The organism is Bradyrhizobium sp. P3_C3, from assembly GCF_056402655.1.
Map to the genome: position 1 here is coordinate 69,929 of NZ_JBFUGY010000008.1, position 16,746 is coordinate 86,674.

Here is a 16,746-nt window from a genome sequence, read left to right on the forward strand (position 1 = left end):
TCCTTACGCGGCATCCTCGAACTGGGCGTAGCCGGACGCTTCCAGCTCCAGCGCCAAGTCCTTGCCGCCGCTCTTCACGACACGGCCCTTCGACATCACGTGCACGACGTCGGGCACGATGTAGTTCAGCAGCCGCTGATAATGGGTGATGACGACCATCGCGCGCTTGGGCGAGCGCAGCGCGTTGACGCCGTCGGCCGCAATGCGCAGCGCGTCGATGTCGAGGCCCGAATCCATCTCGTCGAGGATGCACAGGCTCGGTTCGAATAGCGCCATCTGCAGCACCTCGTTGCGCTTCTTCTCGCCGCCGGAGAAGCCGACATTGACGCCGCGCTTGAGCATGTCCTGCGGAATGTTCAGCGACTTCGAGACCTCGCGGACCTTCCTCAGGAAGTCCGGGGTCGAATATTCGCTCTCGCCGCGCGCCTTGCGCTGCGCGTTCAGTGCGGTGCGCAGGAAGGTCATGGTGGCGACGCCGGGAATCTCGACCGGATACTGGAACGCCAGGAACACGCCCTTCGCGGCGCGCTCGTTGGGGTCCATCTCCAGCAGGTCCTCGCCCTTGAACAGGATCTGGCCGTCGGTGACCTCATAGCCGGGCTTGCCGGCGATGACGTGGGAGAGCGTCGATTTGCCGGAGCCGTTCGGCCCCATGATTGCGTGAACCTCGCCCTCGTTCACAGTCAGCGTCAGCCCGTGGAGGATCTCACGCTCCTCGACACGAACCTTCAAATCCTTCACTTCAAGCAAAGCCATCTTGGTGTCCAGTCCATTCAAATGATGTATGGAGCGCCGTAGCGCACCGCGAGGGTCGGCGATTAGCCGACCGACCCTTCAAGCGAGATCGAGATCAGCTTCTGCGCTTCCACCGCGAATTCCATCGGCAGCTGCTGAAGCACGTCCTTGACGAAACCGTTGACGACGAGGCCGACGGCTTCTTCCTGGGTGAGGCCGCGCTGGATGCAATAGAACAGCACGTCCTCGGAGATCTTCGAGGTCGTCGCCTCGTGCTCGAACGTCGCCGAGGAGTTTTTGGCCTCGATATACGGCACGGTGTGCGCGCCGCATTTGTCACCGATCAACAGGGAATCGCACGCCGTGAAGTTGCGCGCGCCGGTCGCTTTCCGGTGCGCGGTGACGAGCCCGCGATAGGTGTTCTGCGACTTGCCGGCGGCGATGCCCTTCGAGATGATCCGGCTCGACGTGTTCTTGCCGAGGTGGATCATCTTGGTGCCCGAATCGACCTGCTGGAAACCGTTCGAGATCGCGATCGAGTAGAACTCACCGCTGGAATTGTCGCCACGCAGGATGCAGCTCGGGTACTTCCAGGTAATGGCGGAGCCGGTCTCGACCTGGGTCCAGGAGATCTTGGACCGGTCGCCGCGACAGTCGCCACGCTTGGTGACGAAATTGTAGATGCCGCCCTTGCCTTCGGAATTGCCCGGGTACCAGTTCTGCACCGTCGAATATTTGATCTCGGCGTCGTCATGCGCGACGAGCTCGACCACGGCGGCGTGCAGCTGGTTCTCGTCGCGCTGCGGCGCGGTGCAGCCTTCGAGATAGGAGACGTAGGAGCCCTTGTCGGCGATGATCAGCGTGCGCTCGAACTGGCCGGTGTTGCGCTCGTTGATGCGGAAATAGGTCGACAGCTCCATCGGGCAGCGCACGCCCGGCGGCACATAGACGAACGAGCCGTCGGAAAACACCGCCGAGTTCAGCGTCGCGTAGAAATTGTCCGAGGTCGGAACCACCGATCCCAGATATTTCTGCACCAGCTCGGGATGCTCGCGGATCGCCTCCGAGATCGGCATGAAGATCACGCCGGCCTTCTTCAGCTCGGCCTTGAAGGTCGTCGCAACCGAGACCGAATCGAACACCGCGTCGACCGCGATCTTGCGCCGGGCCGGATCCTGATCGCCGGGCTTCGGCTCGACGCCCTCGAGCATCGCGACTTCCCGCAGGGGAATGCCGAGCTTCTCGTAGGTCTTCAGAATTTCGGGGTCGATCTCGTCGAGCGAGGTGACCGTCTTCTTCGGCTTCGGCGCCGCGTAATAATAGAGGTCCTGAAAGTCGATCTTGGGATAGTCGACGCGCGCCCAGGTCGGCTCGGTCATGGTCAGCCAGCGCCGATAGGCCTCGAGCCGCCACTGGAGCATCCAGGCGGGTTCGTTCTTCTTCTCGGAAATGAACTTGACGGTCTCTTCCGACAGTCCCTTGGGGGCCTTGTCGGACTCGATCAGGGTCTCAAACCCATAACGATACTGATCGACGTCGATGCGCTTCACGCGCTCGACCGTCTCTTGCACGGCTGGCATTCTATCCTCCGCTCGCGGTTTCAAGGACCGCGGTGGATCACAAACTTGGACGAGTATTACGATGTTTTTCGGCAGAAAGCACGCGCTTAGAACCGTTCAAGCCGTGTTTCGTCGCTTAGGCTCTAAGTAGGGTATTACCAAGCTTTCGCCAAGCCTCTAACGTCCTGTTGATGTCATCTGGTTCCGTGGACCAGCCCAGACTGAGACGCACCGCTCCCTGGGCAACGGTGGCATCATACCCCATCGCCGACAGCACGTGAGACGGCTGCACTTTGCCTGATGAACAGGCCGAGCCCGATGACACAGCCACGCCTTCGAGATCGAAGCCGATCACAGCGGTTTCGGCCTTCAGGCCGGGGGCCGTGAAAAGGATGGTATTTGGCAACCGCTTAATATCGTCCGCGAAGATCATCGAGCCGGCGATCCCCCGGATACCATTTTCCAAGGAGTCTCTGAGGGTTGCCATCCGCTCCGCATCCTCCGGCAGAGTCTGAAGGGCAGCCCTCACCGCTGCCCCGAAGCCGGCGATGCCAGCGACATTCTCGGTTCCCGCGCGCCGGCTCAACTCCTGTCCGCCACCCCGCAGCACGGGTTCCAGTCCAGTGATCCCCTCCGCCAGGACCAGCGCGCCGACGCCCTTGGGGCCGCCGATCTTGTGCGCGGAAAAGGTCGCAAGGTCTGCGCCCACAGCCTTGATATCGAACGGGATTTTACCCAGCGCCTGGATCGCATCGACGTGCAGGAGCCCTCCCGCCTCGTGGACCATCCCTGCAGCCTCTGCGAGCGGCTGAATTGCGCCGGTCTCGTTGTTCGCAGCCATGATGGAGACCAGCGCCGGCGGGCCGTCGCCGAGCAACGCCTTCAGGCGGTCGAGGTCGATGACGCCGGAGCGTGTGACCGGGATCTGGCTGACCTTGTCCGCTGGGAACCGGCCGCCTGACAGCACCGAGGCGTGCTCGACAGCCGAGACCAACAGGCGTTCGACAGGACCGCCGGACGACCCCCGCAGACCGGGCGACAGCGCCAGCGCATTCGCCTCGGTTCCGGCTGAGGTGAAGACGACGTTCCTCGGCAATGCACCGACGGCCGCCGCGAGCGTGGCACGGGCTTCCTCAACCAGCCGGCGCGCCTCGCGCCCCTCGGCATGAACCGAGGACGGATTGCCGATCAGCTCCCAGGCGGCGAGCATCGCGGTCCGCGCTTCGGCACGCAGCGGCGTGGTCGCATTCCAGTCGAGATAGACGCGGCTCGGCATAAGGTAATATATTACTCCGTCGATCGGGTTGGTGTGCCCGTCCTGGAGCCCGACATGGGCCCCCGTGGAGCACTTGGCAACTCGATTCCGAATCCCCGTCGCTCAATGACGCCGCCATGACGCGCTAACATCTTGAGCCCATTGCCGGATGTTCAAGATGCTTGCTTTTTGACCCTCGCCTCATGTTAGAACGCCCGCGTCAGTTCACCGCGCGCCGCTCGCGCACCATCCGAGGGCGCCGCTCCACTCTTCCATTCGCGGTTTGATCGGCACAGCAGTCGATGAAGTCCGCACAATCGGTTGATTGCTGAAGAGCGTCTTCAAGGGATCAATCAAGAGATCATCATGCCTGAAGTCATTTTCACCGGCCCTGCTGGCCGTCTCGAAGGCCGCTATCACCCGGCCAAGCAGAAGAACGCGCCGATCGCGATGATCCTGCATCCGCATCCGCAGTTTCACGGCACGATGAACCATCAGATCGTGTACCAGTGCTACTACGCCTTCGCGCATCGCGGCTTCTCAGTGCTGCGCTTCAACTTCCGCGGCGTCGGCCGCAGCCAGGGCTCGTTCGACCACGGCACCGGCGAATTGTCGGATGCGGCTGCAGCCCTCGACTGGGCGCAGACCATCAATCCCGAAGCACGCGCCTGCTGGGTCGCCGGCTTCTCGTTCGGCGCCTGGATCGGCATGCAGCTTTTGATGCGCCGTCCCGAGGTCGAGGGTTTCATCTCGATCGCGCCGCCGGCCAACCTCTACGACTTCTCGTTCCTGGCGCCCTGCCCGTCGTCGGGTCTGATCGTGCATGGCGAGAAGGATGCGGTGGTGCCGCCCAAGGACGTCAACACGCTGGTCGAGAAGCTGAAGACGCAGAAGGGCATCGTGATCGACCAGCAGGTCATCCCCGGCGCCAACCACTTCTTCGACGCCAAGCTCGAGCCGCTGATGGAAACCATCACGGCCTATCTCGACATGCGCCTCGCCAACGTGCGCTAAGGCCTCAAATGGGCTCCTTCGTCGCCTTGCTGCGTGCCGTCAATGTCGGCGGCACCGGCAAGCTGCCGATGAGCGAGCTCAAGGCCATGTGCGAGGAGCTCGGCTTCGCCGCCGTGCGCACCTATATTGCGAGCGGCAACGTCGTCTTCACGGGCCGCAAGTCGGAAGCTGCAATCAAGACCGCCCTCGAAAAGCGCCTGCACGCCTACGCCGGCGCGCCGGTCGGGGTGCTCGTGCGTAGCGCCGCCGAGATGGCGCAAGTCTCGGCCGACAATCCTTTTCCAAAGGCAGCGCCCAATCGCACCGTCGCGATCTTCCTCGACAGGGCGCCACCTGAAGACGCGCTTGCCAGCATCCGCGGCCAGAACAACGAAGAGCTCCGCCTCGGCCGCCGCGAGATTTACGTGCACTATGGCGACGGCATGGGGACATCGAAGCTCGTCATCCCCGCCGCCAAGACCGGCACCGCGCGCAACATGAATACCGTCGCAACGCTCGCGAAGATGGCCGCGGAGATCTAGGCCAGCTTGAGCGCGGCGATCCCCATCAGCACGAGCGCGATGCCGGCAAGCTTCATCGCACTCAAGGTCTCGCCGAACAGCACGACGCCCAGCAGGAAGGTGCCGGCCGCGCCGATGCCCGTCCACACCGAATAGGCGACGCCGACCTCCAGCACCTGCAAAGCGCGTCCGAGCAGGAAGACGAAGGCGGCGAGCAGCACGAGCGAGGCGATGCTCCAGCCTGCCCGCGTGTAGCCTTCCGCATATTTCATCGAGATCGCCCAGCCGACATCGAGCGCACCGGCGATCACCAGCATCAGCCAGGCCATGGATTGCGACATCGGCGTGCGCTCAGGCCGCAAGCTTCAGCAGATGCGCATCGTGGCGCACCAGGAAGGCACGCAGCAATTGCGGATAGTCCGCGCCAACCGCGGTGCGCACGCTCGGACGTCTCGCAAGCTCCGCTCGCCACGCGCGGACCTTCGGCAGATCGCTGAAGATGCCGTGCTCGGTCAATTCGTCGAACAGGTCGAAATAGCGGAAGATCGGGGCGAAGACCGCATCCACGAGGCTGAACGCATCACCTGTGAAGTAAGGCCCTGCACCTAGCGCCGCCTCCACGCGCGCGAATTTCGCCGCAACCGCCTGGCGCTTGCTTTCGAACGTCGCCGGATCGGTCGTGGTCTCCAGACCCCAGAGGTCACCGAGGATCGCCGAGCCGAACTCCATCCAGGCGCGATGTTCGGCGCGCTTCAACGGATCCGCCGGGTGCAGCTTGAGGCCCGCCTGCGTCTCCTCGATGTATTCGCAGATCACGTTGCTCTCGAACAGCGCGACCTCGCCCTTCTCCGTCGTCACCACCAGGACCGGCACCTTGCCGAGCGGCGAGAGTTTCAGAAACCAGTCGGGCTTGTTGGCGAGATCGATGTCGATCCGCTCGAACGGCACGCCCTTCTCGTTGAGCGCGATCACCGCGCGCTGCACATACGGGCAAAGCTTGTGGCTGATGAGTTTCAGTGAAGCGGTCATGGCAATGATCCCGGCGGTTTGATGCAACTGCATCCAATATAGATGCAATTGCATTCACTCGTCAAGATCGATGCATTTGCATCAACCGTCCCGGATCTTAAGGCCCGGACCTCAGGGCCGCGCCATTACGCCGCCCGTCATCGGCATCGGCACGCCCGTGGTGGCGGGGTAGGACAGCGGCAGCCCCTTGAGGCCGCGGGCGGCAAGGAAGCCAAAGGCCTGCGCCTCGATGGCGTCGGAGGCCCAGCCGAGCGTCTCGGCGGCTTCGACGGTGGCCGAGCCCACCCGCTCCCGCAGCATCCGCAGCATGGTGAGGTTGCGGGCGCCGCCGCCGCAGACGATCCAGCTCCGCGGCCGGCGCGGCAGGAGCGAGATGATCCGGGCGATCGCGGCCGCGGTGAAGGCGGTCAGGGTCGCGGCGCCGTCGGCCGGCGGGACGTCGCCGAGCTTCAGCGCGGCAAAGTCGTTGCGGTCGAGCGATTTCGGCGGCAGAGCCGCGAAGAACGGCAGTTCCAGTGCCCGCGCGATCCAGGCTTCGTCCGCCTTGCCGAGCGCTGCGAACTTTCCTTCCGCATCGAAGGACTGGTTCATGGTGCGGTACATGAAATCGTCGAGCAGCGCGTTGCCCGGTCCGGTGTCGCAGGCGATCAGCGTGTCGTTGCCGTCGATATAGGTGATGTTGGAGACGCCGCCGATATTGACGACGACGATCGGCCCTTCGCGCTCCAGCGAATGGACGAGCGCCCGGTGGTAGACCGGCACGAACGGCGCGCCCTGCCCGCCGGCCTCGACGTCGGCGGCGCGGAAGTCGTGCATCACGGGGATATGGATCGCCCTGGCCAGCGCCGGCGCATCGCCGATCTGGACCGTCAGCCGCTTCTCGGGGCGATGCAGCACCGTCTGGCCGTGGAAGCCGACGATGTCGACGTCCTCCGGCTTCATCCGGTTCTGGGCGATGAAGGCGGCCACGGCCTCGGCATGGGCCAGCGTCACCGCGCGCTCGGCCTCGGCCAGAACGCCCGGGCGGGCGTCGCGTCGCGGCAGGTGCACGGCCTCGCTCAGCGCCTGGCGCAGCAGATTGCGCTCCGCCGGGCTGTAGGCCCGGTAACCGGACGGCCCGAACGCCTTCACTTGCTTTCCGTCGGTTTCGATCAGCGCGACGTCCACCCCGTCCAGCGAGGTGCCGCTCATCAAACCGAGTGCCGTCAACATCATGGATCAGCGTCCTCAAGAGACCCCCTCCGGCATGCCGATCTTGTGCCAGAGGGACACATCTTATAATGCCACAGGCAAAGTGGCGGGTGGCAATCAAGTTCCCACGGGAGACCCTTAAATTGCACCCGAAACAGTAAACCAAGAATTGTCAGGCTCGCCGACAGATGACTGCATTTAAATCGGATTTCCTCAACACCCTGCAGGAACGTGGTTTCATCCATCAGTGCTCCGATTTCGAGGGGCTGGACGCGCTCGCCGCCAAGGGCGAAGCGACCACCTATGTCGGCTACGATTGCACCGCCCGCTCGCTGCACATCGGCAACTACCTGACCATGATGATGCTGCACTGGCTCCAGCAGTCCGGCAACAAGCCGATCACGCTGATGGGCGGCGGCACCACCATGGTCGGCGATCCCTCCGGCAAGGACGAGACCCGTGCCATGCGCACCGTCGCCGAGATCGAGGCGAACAAGGAATCGATCCGCGGCGTGTTCGCAAAGGTGCTGCGCTACGGCGACGGCAAGAGCGACGCAATCATGCTCGACAATGCGGAGTGGCTGACAAAACTCAACTGGATCGAGATGCTGCGTGACGTCGGCCGGCATTTCTCGGTCAACCGCATGCTGACCATGGACTCCGTGCGGCTGCGCCTCGAGCGCGAGCAGGAGATGAGCTTCATCGAGTTCAACTACATGGTCTGTCAGGCCTACGACTTCGTCGAACTCGCCAAGCGCACCGGTTGCAAATTGCAGATGGGCGGCTCGGACCAGTGGGGCAACATCATCATGGGCGTCGATCTCGGCCGCCGCATGGGCACCCACCAGCTGTTCGCGCTGACGACGCCGCTGCTGACGACCGCATCCGGTGCCAAGATGGGCAAGACCGCGCAGGGCGCGGTGTGGCTGAACGCCGACCAGTTCTCGCCGTATGACTTCTGGCAATACTGGCGCAACACCGAGGACGCCGACGTCGGCAAATTCCTGAAGCTGTTCACGACGCTGCCGATGAGCGAGATCAGGAAGCTCGAGGCGCTCGGCGGCTCCGAGATCAACGAGGCCAAGAAGGTGCTTGCGACCGAGGCGACCGCGCTCTTGCACGGCCGCGACGCGGCAAACCAAGCGGCTGAAACCGCGCGCCGCACCTTCGAGGAAGGCGCGCTGGCCGAAAGCCTGCCGACGGTGGAAATTCCGCGCGGCGAGCTGGACGCCGGCCTCGGCGTGCTCAACGCCTTCGTCAAGGCAGGCCTGGTTGCCTCCAATGGCGAGGCACGGCGCCAAATCAAGGGCGGCGGTCTGCGCGTCAACGACGAGTCCGTCAGCGACGAGAAGATGGCGCTGTCGGCGGCCAATCTGACGCCTGAGGGCGTGATCAAGCTGTCCTTCGGCAAGAAGAAGCACGTCCTGATCCGGCCTGCATAGGCGTATGAGGTTTTGATGCTTGTCAGGGCGCGCCGAAGCGCGCTCCCTGACCGGCAATGGATCAGAACACGCCCAGGGAAGCTTCGAGGGAACAAGACGAACGCACGCAGCGAGATGCGGTGCGCACCGCACTCATCGTGCTCGGTCTGTGCTTCACGCTCGCCGTCCTCGGCCGCGGCCTCAGCGAGAGCTTCACTGTCTTCCTCAAGCCGATCTCCGAAAACTTTGGCTGGGACCGTGCGCAGGTCGTCTCGATCTACTCACTGACCTGGCTGATCAGCGGTCTGACCGCGCCATTGGTCGGGCGCCTGTTCGACCATTCCGGACCGCGCATCGTCTACGCACTCGGGCTTTTCCTGCTCGGCTCGGCGTTCCTGATCGCGGCGCACGCGCAGGCGCTCTGGCAATTTCAGCTCTCGATCGGCCTCTGCGTCGGCATTGGCGTCGCCTTCATCGGCATTGTGCCGAACTCGATCCTACTCGGCCGCTGGTTCGGGCCACGGCTGCCGACCGCGATGGCGGTGGTCTATTCGGCGATGGGTGGCGGCGTGCTGGCGCTGCTCCCGACCTCGCAGCTTTTGATCGATCATCTCGGCTGGCGCGAAGCCTATCAAGTCTACGGCTTCGCCGCGCTCGGCCTGCTCGTGCCGCTGCTGCTTCTGCCCTGGCGCATGTTCGCGGTCGGCTCGCCGCATGTCAGCAAGAAGACCGATCCCGGTTTCATCGACAACGGCTGGACGCTTGCGAGCGCGATGCGCCACCACGCTTTCTGGGCGCTGTTCTCGACCTTCTTCTTCACCGCGGTCGGCATGTATTCGATCGCCGCGCAGATCGTGGCCTACCTCATCGACGCCGGCTTTCCGCCGCTCCAGGCCGCGACCGCCTGGGGTTTTTCGGGCGTGGTGCTGGTGTTCGGCATGCTCGGCGTGTCCGCGCTCGACGGGCTGATCGGGCGCCGGCCCTCGGTGCTGCTCAGCTACGCGATCTCGATCATCGGCATCGTCCTGCTCTGGCTCTTGCAGTATTATCCGAACATCATCCTGCTCACCGGCTTCGTCGTCTGCTTCGGCAGCATGATGGGTTCGCGCGGCCCGCTGATCACAGCGACCGCCATGAAGATTTTTCGCGGCAAGCGCGTCGGCACGATCTTCGGCACCATCTCGATCGGCAGCGGATTGGGCTCGGCGTTCGGCTCATGGAGCGGCGGCCTCATCCACGACTTCACGCACGGCTACAATCTCCTGCTCGTCTTCGCACTTGCGAGCGTGATCCTCGGAATGATTCCATTTCTGATTGTCCCCGCCTTGCGGGAGTAGGTCTCCCCGACGTAACCTGCATCCCTCCGCGTCACCGGGAAATTACGGGCGACACACGCTGCGCCGCGTGCGAAACCGTCGGGCGCAACCGGAGTTAAGGGACGACCTGCGATATTTTGTCCACATGACAAAAATGTCAGCACCGAATTGACCCCGGGTGGCTTGCGAGGCCGAACTGAATACGGTCCAAGTCGCCCATTGGATGGAGGGCACAAACCAATGAACTTTTCCTATCTCACTCGCTTTGAACCGGTTCTCCTGAGCCTGTTCCGCTTCATCACCGGCCTGCTGCTGTTTCAATTCGGCGTAGCCAAGCTTTTCAAGTTTCCGCCTTTGCCGATGTTCGCGAAAGTCGAACTGATGTCGCTTTACGGCGCGGCCGGCACGCTTGAACTGGTGCTTGGCGCGCTGTTGATCCTCGGCCTGTTCACCCGCCTCGCCGCTTTCATCCTCTCCGGTGAAATGGCCTTCGCCTACTTCATGGGGCATATGCTCAAGGGCGAGACGCCGGTGCTCCTGCCGCTGCTCAACAACGGCACGCTTGCCATCCTGTTCTGCTTCGCCTGCCTCTATCTCTCGGCGGCCGGCGGTGGCCCGATCAGCGTCGATGCGGCGCTGGGCAACGAACGCGCCTCGACCGGCGGCGCATTTGCGCGACGCTGACGCGCGCAACTAGCGCTCAAGTCACGGCTGGCACCGGCAGCTTTGCCGGTGTCATCTACCGCGAGCCCAGCACGTTCCAGATCAGGACGAGGGCCGCGACGAGCAGCGCGGACATGATGAGGCGGTGAACGAATCGGTTCATTGCCGCTCCCGCCAGGCTCGATGACCACCGAAGTCCAGGATCGATCTTCTCCAGCATACGCGCTGACGTTCGCCGACGCATGTCGCTTTGCCTGCACGGTTGCGCATCAGGCTGCGAACGGTCACGCGCGCGGCCGGCGGCCGCATGCCTATGTTCATGATTGGTAAGAACTTCATGCTACCGATGCGAGCAATAACAACCATTTCGTAGAGGCTGCGATGAAGCTGCTGAGCCATCTGAAGATCCGCACCAAGCTTACCAGCATGGTCTGTCTTGCGGCTCTCACAGTCACGGCCATCATCGCGGTATCGGCCTTCCTCAGCAAGAGCCGCATGATGGAGGACCGGGTCCAGCAGATGAAGACCGCGGTCGACATGCTCTACAATCTCGCCCAGTCGGTCCAGGACGACGTCACCGCCGGCAAGCTGACGCAGGCCGAGGCCAAGGCCCAGTTCCACATGCGCGGACGGCGCATGACCTTCAACGGCAACCAGGGCTATCCGGTCGTCTACAACGCCGACACGTCCCTCCTCGTCAACGGCGCCAACCAGCAGCTCGAAGGCAAGATCACCGGCGCGATCGACGCCAACGGCGTCCTCATTGCCGACGCGATCCTCAAGGCCGGCGAACAGAATGGCGGCGGCGTGGCCTCCTATCTCTATCCCCGCCCCGGCCAGACCGAAGCGGTGCGCAAGACCGTGTTCGCGCGCAAGTTCGCCCCCTGGAACGCGACGATCAGCTATGGCCTCTATGTCGACGACATCGACGCCGATGTGCGCGCGCTGACGCTCGAGCTTGCCGCGGTCGGCTTCGGCCTGATGCTGCTGATGGCGACGTTGTCCTGGCTGATCGCCCGCGACGTGCTCGGCGCGCTCGATCGCCAGAAGACCCGCATGCAGGAGATTGCCGACGGTGCCATCGACAAGCCGGTCGAGGAGACCGGCCGCGGTGACGAGATCGGCCGCATGGCCGAGACCCTCGAAATGCTCAGGCAGACCGCTTTGACGGCGCGCACGCTGGAGTCCGAACAGGTCGCCGCCAAGAGCCGCAATGAGCAGGAGAAACGCGACGCCCTGATCTCGCTCGCCGACCGCTTCGATGCCTCGGTCGGCCAGCTCGTCGGCCTGATGGCCTCCGGCTCGGGCGAGCTCGAGACCACCGCCAAGTCGATGTCGTCCACGGCCGAGGGCACCAACCGCCGCGCCGCCGTGGTCGGCTCGGCCGCCACCGAAGCCAGCCAGCGCGTCCAGACAGTCGCGGCTGCCGCCGAAGAGCTCTCCTCCTCCATCACCGAGATCAGCCGCCAGGTCGCGCAATCCGCCGAAGTGACCGGCCGCGCCGTGGACAGCGCACGCCGCACCGATACCATCGTCCGCGCGCTCTCGGACGGCGCCCAGCAGATCGAGCACGTCGCCGAGCTGATCTCCAGCATCGCGGCGCAGACCAATCTGCTCGCGCTCAACGCCACCATCGAGGCCGCGCGCGCCGGTGAAGCCGGCCGCGGCTTTGCCGTCGTCGCCTCCGAGGTGAAGTCGCTCGCCAGCCAGACCGCCGAAGCCACCCGCGAGATCGGCGACAAGATCGCCCAGATCCAGGGTGCGACCAAGGAGGCCGTGGACGCCATCGGCGGCATCACCGCCACCATCGAGGAAGTCAGCCGCATCGCCACCTCGATCGGCGCGGCCATCGAGGAGCAAGGTGCCGCCACCGCCGAGATCGCCCGCAGCGTCTCGCAGACCGCTGAAGCGACCAAGGAAGTCACCACCAATATCGGCGGTGTCAGCACCGCAGCGAACGAGACCGGCAACGCCGCCGGCATGGTGCTCGCTGCGGCCAGCAATCTCTCCAAGCAGGCCGAGCAGCTCTCAGGCGAAGTCGGCACCTTCCTGGCGGGCGTGCGCGCGGCGTAAGCTTCCCGACGCCAATACCTCCACATGCGTCATGGCCGGGCTTGTCCCGGCCATTCACGTTTTGCCGCGCGGCACGAAGGACGTGGATACCCAGGCCTTCGCCGCGCCGAAGCGGCTTCGGCCGCGAAGCCGGGACGAGCACCTGCGAATTTTAGTGGGTTATCGCCGCGCGAGGGTGCAGCCGCTCGAGAGCTGGCGCGTCGATCCGGTCGAGCCGTCGTTCGACTGCGACGGGAATTCCTCGAACGGCGTGTTCTGCTTGCCGGTGTTGAATTCGAAGATCTTGCGGAACACACCCGGCACCATGGCCGAAACCGGATTGACGCGCATCACCGGCGCGGCCGGCGTGCCGACGACCTCGTAGGTCACGCCGATCAGGCCTTCCTTGTCGCCACCGCCCAGGAACAACCCGAGCACCGGAATCTGTCCGAACATGTTGTTCAAGCCGTACATCGGCACGAAGGTGCCGCTCATGCAGACCTGGTTGCCGGGATAGTCGATCGAGCCCTCGATGGTGGCGCCGATCATCGGGCCCTTGACGACGCCATCGCGGATCGTCAGCGCGCCGTTCTGGCGCGTGAACTCGGCGCGCAGCGCGCTGAAGGAGACGCCGTTCCCGGTGCCGTTGGGCGCGCCGGCGGCAACGCGTTCGAGCTGCGCCTCGCCCTTCACCGTGAAGTCGCGGACGTTGATGAGGCCCTCGCGCGTGGTGTTCGGCTCCGACGTCGGCGGCTCCATCGCCACCACCATCTGGCCGCCGCTCGCCTTGGTGTAGGTGTCGGTGAAGCGCAGCAACGCGCCGGCATCGTTGGTCTGGAGGTAGATCACCTCGCGATTGCCCTGGGCGCGGCCGCCGCGCAAATCGGCTGCCACCGGCGTGTCGCGGCCGATCTTGCCGTTCAGCGTGAAGGCTTTGACGGTGCCGTTGCGCCGCGACATCTTGCCGTCGACGCTGCGCATCGCCTCGCCGTTGAAGCCCGCGACGGCACCGAGCTTCACGTCGATGTCGAAATCGACGTTCTTCATCTTGTTCTTGGCGTCATCCTTGGAATTGCCCGAGATCGCCGACTTCAGGAAACCGCGGCCGTCGAACACATCCCCGCGCATCGTGCCCCGCACCACCCCGTCCTGGCCACGCTCCACCTTCAACGAGGCCTTGTCGCCGTCGGACGGAGCGTAGGTCGGGAAGTTCGCGTTCATGAGGTCGCCGTTCGGATCGACTTCAAGCGAGCCCTTGATCGAGGCGCCGCCGCCTTCGACGACGATGTCCTCCAGGCGCGTTGATTGCGCCGTCGGCACCACCTTGAAGCTGGCCTTGGCCGACTTGCCCGGCAGCTTGACCCAGCCGGGCAGGATGTTGTCGAGCTTGACCGAGGTCAGGTCCGCCTCGACACCGAGCTTCGTCGTCTGGTCGGGACCTCCGGCGATCTTGCCCGACAGCTTGATCGGCAGCGATCCGCTCACGGCAGGGCTGAGGTCGAATCCGAGACGCGCGCGGCTCGCATCGTCGAGCGTGGCCTGCAATTTGACGTCAGCGTCGCCCTCGGTCGGCTTGCGATAGTCCAGCGAAGCCGCCTGCCCGTTGATCTTGACGTCGCCCTTGACCTGATAGCCCTGGTTGTTGGCTGATATCTTGAGGTTGTTGGCCTCCAGCTTCTGGTTCATCACCAGCTTGTCGGCGGCAAAGCCGTTGAGGTCGGCGCTGACGGCGTAGCTGGTGTCGCCCTTGGTCAGCGCGCCCTTGACCGGCAAGCCGAGCTGGATGTTCGCCGAGAACGTTCCCTTGCTGGTGTTGGGATCGACGAACGTCGCCGACAGATCGCTGAGCCGATCATTGGAAAGGATTTCGGCGGCGGCCGCCACGGGGCCGTCGGCGCGGAACCTGGTCCGCGATGGCGACGGCTTGGGCGCCATATCCGGCACCTCGAAGACGAAGTCGGAGATCGTGACCTTGCGGCCCGCCGGCGTATCGGCAATGCCCTGCCCGATATTCACGGTCGCGGTGCGCCCGGTCACACGCGCCTTCAAATCGGCATCGTGCACCACCGGCATGCCATCCACGGGGCGGACCGCGACGCCACTCGCGACGATGTTGACCGACAGGCCGTCGTCGGGAATGGGCGGGCCCTTGCGCGGGAGGTTCTTCGTCGGCGAATTGACGCCGATCTCGATGCGCTGGAGCGTGCCACGCTCGATCCGCTCGATCACCCATTCGCGCAACTCGGGAACGACGAGCGTCGGCCACATCCGCTTGAGCGCGGAGGCCGACATCGGCGTTCCCGCAAAGCCCAGCGTCAACCGCGGCTCGCCCGAATAGTCGATGGCACCGGTGCCGGCGACGCCGATCTCGCCATTGCTGATATCGGCTTGCGTCAGCAGCATGCGCTTGTGGTCGGTATCGAAGCGGAAGCCGATCGCGATGCGGTTGAAGACCAGCGGGGGCTCGTTGTCGATGCCGCCCAGCAGGATCGAGCCGCCGCTGAAGCCAAGCTGCCAGTCGTTGGTGGTGCCGTTGGGCGGCTCGAGATGGGCCAGAAGCGTCAGGCGGTTCGCGCCCGAGAGAATCTTGAACGGAGCGACCAATACCCGCCGGTTCGAATCCCACTCGACGTTGATCTCGGCCGAGTCGATCGCCATCGGATAATCTGGCGTGTCGGTGTCGATGATATTGCCCGCGCCGACCGCGATCTTGCCGCGGAAGAAGGTCGGCACGCCGTCGCGGCCGAGCTCGCCCTTGAGCTCGCCGGTCAGCGGCAGGTCGGCGGTGTAGGTGAAGTCCTTCACCCGGAGCGCCAGCAGGATGTTGGCGGTGGAAAGCTTATCGGCGCGGATGTCGACCGAACGCACACCATTCTCGGCAGGGCCGATCGTGGCGCGCAGCGACCACGGGCGCGCGCCCTCCTCGCCTAGGCTGAGCGCGACGCCGCCATGGCTCGGCCGGCGCAGGCTGAGCGTGATGTTCTCAAAGCTCCATTTGCTGCCGCGCTGCTGATCGTCGACGATCAGATTGCCGTTCTTCAGACCGATCTCGTTGAGGTTCTGGCCGTCGAGGCCGGTCATACTCAGACTGTCGAGCCAGTCGAGGCCCTGAAGAATGCCGCTCGGGGCAGCGGCCTGGGGAGCGGCCTGCGATGCGTCCGGGCTTGCAGGTCCGGTGGCGAATGGCGGCGGCGGGACACCGTTGCGCGGGAATGTCGGCGGCAGGCCCGCTTCCTTCTTGGATGCGACGCCGGTTGCCAGCGGCTTGGCGGTGTCGCCGGCGGATACGGTGACGGTGCCGTCGGGCGCGATGCGGATCGCGAGCTCGGCATCGACGAGGTTGAGGCTTTCCGCGCGCAGGTGCCCCATCAGGAGACCTGCCCCCGACAGCTTCACCTCGGCCTTCGGCGCGGTGGCGACGATGGCGTGGTCGTGGTCGCGGACGACGATGTCGCGGATGCGCACGGCGATGCGGATCCGCCCGGCCCGCTCGATCTGGGTGCCGCCGACCTCCACAGTGTTGCCGTGGCCGATATTGTCCTCGATGGCAGCAGCGAGCCAGGGTGTCGCGATGTCGAGATTGATGGGACCCGCACCAAGCCGCCACCACAGCGCGCCGAAGCAGCCGACAAAAATAACGGCGAGGGCCCCGACCACGATGGCCAGCCGCTTCAGCCAGCGATCAGCCGCCAGCCAGCGGCGCATTGACGCAAACCCGTCACCGAAACGATGGAAGCCTGAATTGGAACGCGACAACAGCCGGCGCGCCCGATAGCCCGCCGCTGCTTCCTGATCCGGATCCCAGTCGGCGTCGTCCCATTCCTGCGGCTGCTGTTGACCGCCGCGCCGATCGAAATCCCGATTGTAATCCTGGGGCGACGTATTCCTTGCCATTGCCTCTCGATACAGGCGCCCATCGTAGGATTGAGCACCGCCGGGACCGCAGCCGTCCGCGGGAAGCGAAGCTCCCCGCGCCGGCATTGCCGCCATACCTCGAATGTTCCTGCTGTT

The 16,746-nt window shown here is 64.6% G+C and carries 14 protein-coding genes; 6 read left to right on the forward strand and 8 right to left on the reverse strand.

What is annotated here, in order from left to right:
* Positions 1-3 precede the first annotated feature (3 nt).
* From sufC to AC1DW2_RS11615, 3 genes are all read right to left on the reverse strand, one after another.
* Positions 4-756 (reverse strand): Fe-S cluster assembly ATPase SufC, encoded by a 753-nt coding sequence (gene sufC / locus AC1DW2_RS11605; RefSeq protein WP_028161255.1) that lies wholly within the window; start codon positions 754-756, stop codon positions 4-6.
* 62 nt (positions 757-818) lie between these two features.
* Positions 819-2,315 carry a Fe-S cluster assembly protein SufB gene (gene sufB, locus AC1DW2_RS11610; RefSeq protein ID WP_208071631.1) on the reverse strand — a complete coding sequence of 499 codons (1,497 nt, stop codon included), beginning with the start codon at positions 2,313-2,315 and terminating at the stop codon, positions 819-821.
* Between the two features lie 115 nt (positions 2,316-2,430).
* Positions 2,431-3,570, reverse strand: a complete 1,140-nt coding sequence (locus tag AC1DW2_RS11615) for a cysteine desulfurase family protein (protein ID WP_477006068.1) — start codon at positions 3,568-3,570, stop codon at positions 2,431-2,433.
* A gap of 345 nt (positions 3,571-3,915) precedes the next feature.
* On the opposite strand from AC1DW2_RS11615, the gene AC1DW2_RS11620 reads away from it, so the two are divergent.
* Both AC1DW2_RS11620 and AC1DW2_RS11625 read left to right on the forward strand, forming a co-directional pair.
* Positions 3,916-4,563, forward strand: a complete 648-nt coding sequence (locus AC1DW2_RS11620; RefSeq protein WP_014495555.1) for an alpha/beta hydrolase — start codon at positions 3,916-3,918, stop codon at positions 4,561-4,563.
* Positions 4,564-4,571: 8 nt separating this feature from the next.
* Positions 4,572-5,084 (forward strand): DUF1697 domain-containing protein, encoded by a 513-nt coding sequence (locus AC1DW2_RS11625; protein ID WP_439036457.1) that lies wholly within the window; start codon positions 4,572-4,574, stop codon positions 5,082-5,084.
* On the opposite strand, the gene AC1DW2_RS11630 is transcribed toward AC1DW2_RS11625, so the two are convergent.
* The 3 genes from AC1DW2_RS11630 to AC1DW2_RS11640 form a co-directional block, all read right to left on the reverse strand.
* A complete protein-coding gene (locus AC1DW2_RS11630; RefSeq protein WP_028148768.1) occupies positions 5,081-5,404 on the reverse strand; it encodes a DMT family transporter in 324 nt (107 codons plus the stop codon). The two genes, AC1DW2_RS11625 and AC1DW2_RS11630, sit on opposite strands and share 4 nt — an antisense overlap.
* A gap of 10 nt (positions 5,405-5,414) precedes the next feature.
* A complete protein-coding gene (locus AC1DW2_RS11635; protein ID WP_439036456.1) occupies positions 5,415-6,092 on the reverse strand; it encodes a glutathione S-transferase family protein in 678 nt (225 codons plus the stop codon).
* Between the two features lie 111 nt (positions 6,093-6,203).
* Positions 6,204-7,307 (reverse strand): anhydro-N-acetylmuramic acid kinase, encoded by a 1,104-nt coding sequence (locus tag AC1DW2_RS11640; RefSeq protein WP_439036455.1) that lies wholly within the window; start codon positions 7,305-7,307, stop codon positions 6,204-6,206.
* Between the two features lie 164 nt (positions 7,308-7,471).
* Between AC1DW2_RS11640 and tyrS the strand changes: the two genes are divergently transcribed.
* The 3 genes from tyrS to AC1DW2_RS11655 all read left to right on the forward strand — a co-directional run bounded on the left by tyrS (position 7,472) and on the right by AC1DW2_RS11655 (position 10,704).
* On the forward strand, positions 7,472-8,725 hold the full coding sequence (tyrS, locus tag AC1DW2_RS11645) for a tyrosine--tRNA ligase (RefSeq protein ID WP_135213502.1): 1,254 nt from the start codon (positions 7,472-7,474) through the stop codon (positions 8,723-8,725).
* A gap of 56 nt (positions 8,726-8,781) precedes the next feature.
* On the forward strand, positions 8,782-10,041 hold the full coding sequence (locus AC1DW2_RS11650) for an MFS transporter (RefSeq protein ID WP_477006069.1): 1,260 nt from the start codon (positions 8,782-8,784) through the stop codon (positions 10,039-10,041).
* A gap of 219 nt (positions 10,042-10,260) precedes the next feature.
* Entirely contained in the window at positions 10,261-10,704 is a 444-nt protein-coding gene (locus AC1DW2_RS11655) for a DoxX family protein (protein ID WP_071914328.1), read from the forward strand.
* A gap of 55 nt (positions 10,705-10,759) precedes the next feature.
* Here AC1DW2_RS11655 and AC1DW2_RS11660 read toward each other — a convergent pair whose 3' ends face one another.
* A complete protein-coding gene (locus AC1DW2_RS11660) occupies positions 10,760-10,903 on the reverse strand; it encodes a hypothetical protein (RefSeq protein ID WP_354121625.1) in 144 nt (47 codons plus the stop codon).
* 161 nt (positions 10,904-11,064) lie between these two features.
* On the opposite strand from AC1DW2_RS11660, the gene AC1DW2_RS11665 reads away from it, so the two are divergent.
* Positions 11,065-12,756, forward strand: coding sequence for a methyl-accepting chemotaxis protein (locus AC1DW2_RS11665; RefSeq protein ID WP_477006070.1), 1,692 nt, complete (start codon positions 11,065-11,067; stop codon positions 12,754-12,756).
* Positions 12,757-12,915: 159 nt separating this feature from the next.
* Here AC1DW2_RS11665 and AC1DW2_RS11670 read toward each other — a convergent pair whose 3' ends face one another.
* Complete coding sequence (locus AC1DW2_RS11670; RefSeq protein ID WP_354243670.1) at positions 12,916-16,716, reverse strand: YhdP family protein; 3,801 nt, start codon at positions 16,714-16,716, stop codon at positions 12,916-12,918.
* Positions 16,717-16,746 lie beyond the last annotated feature (30 nt).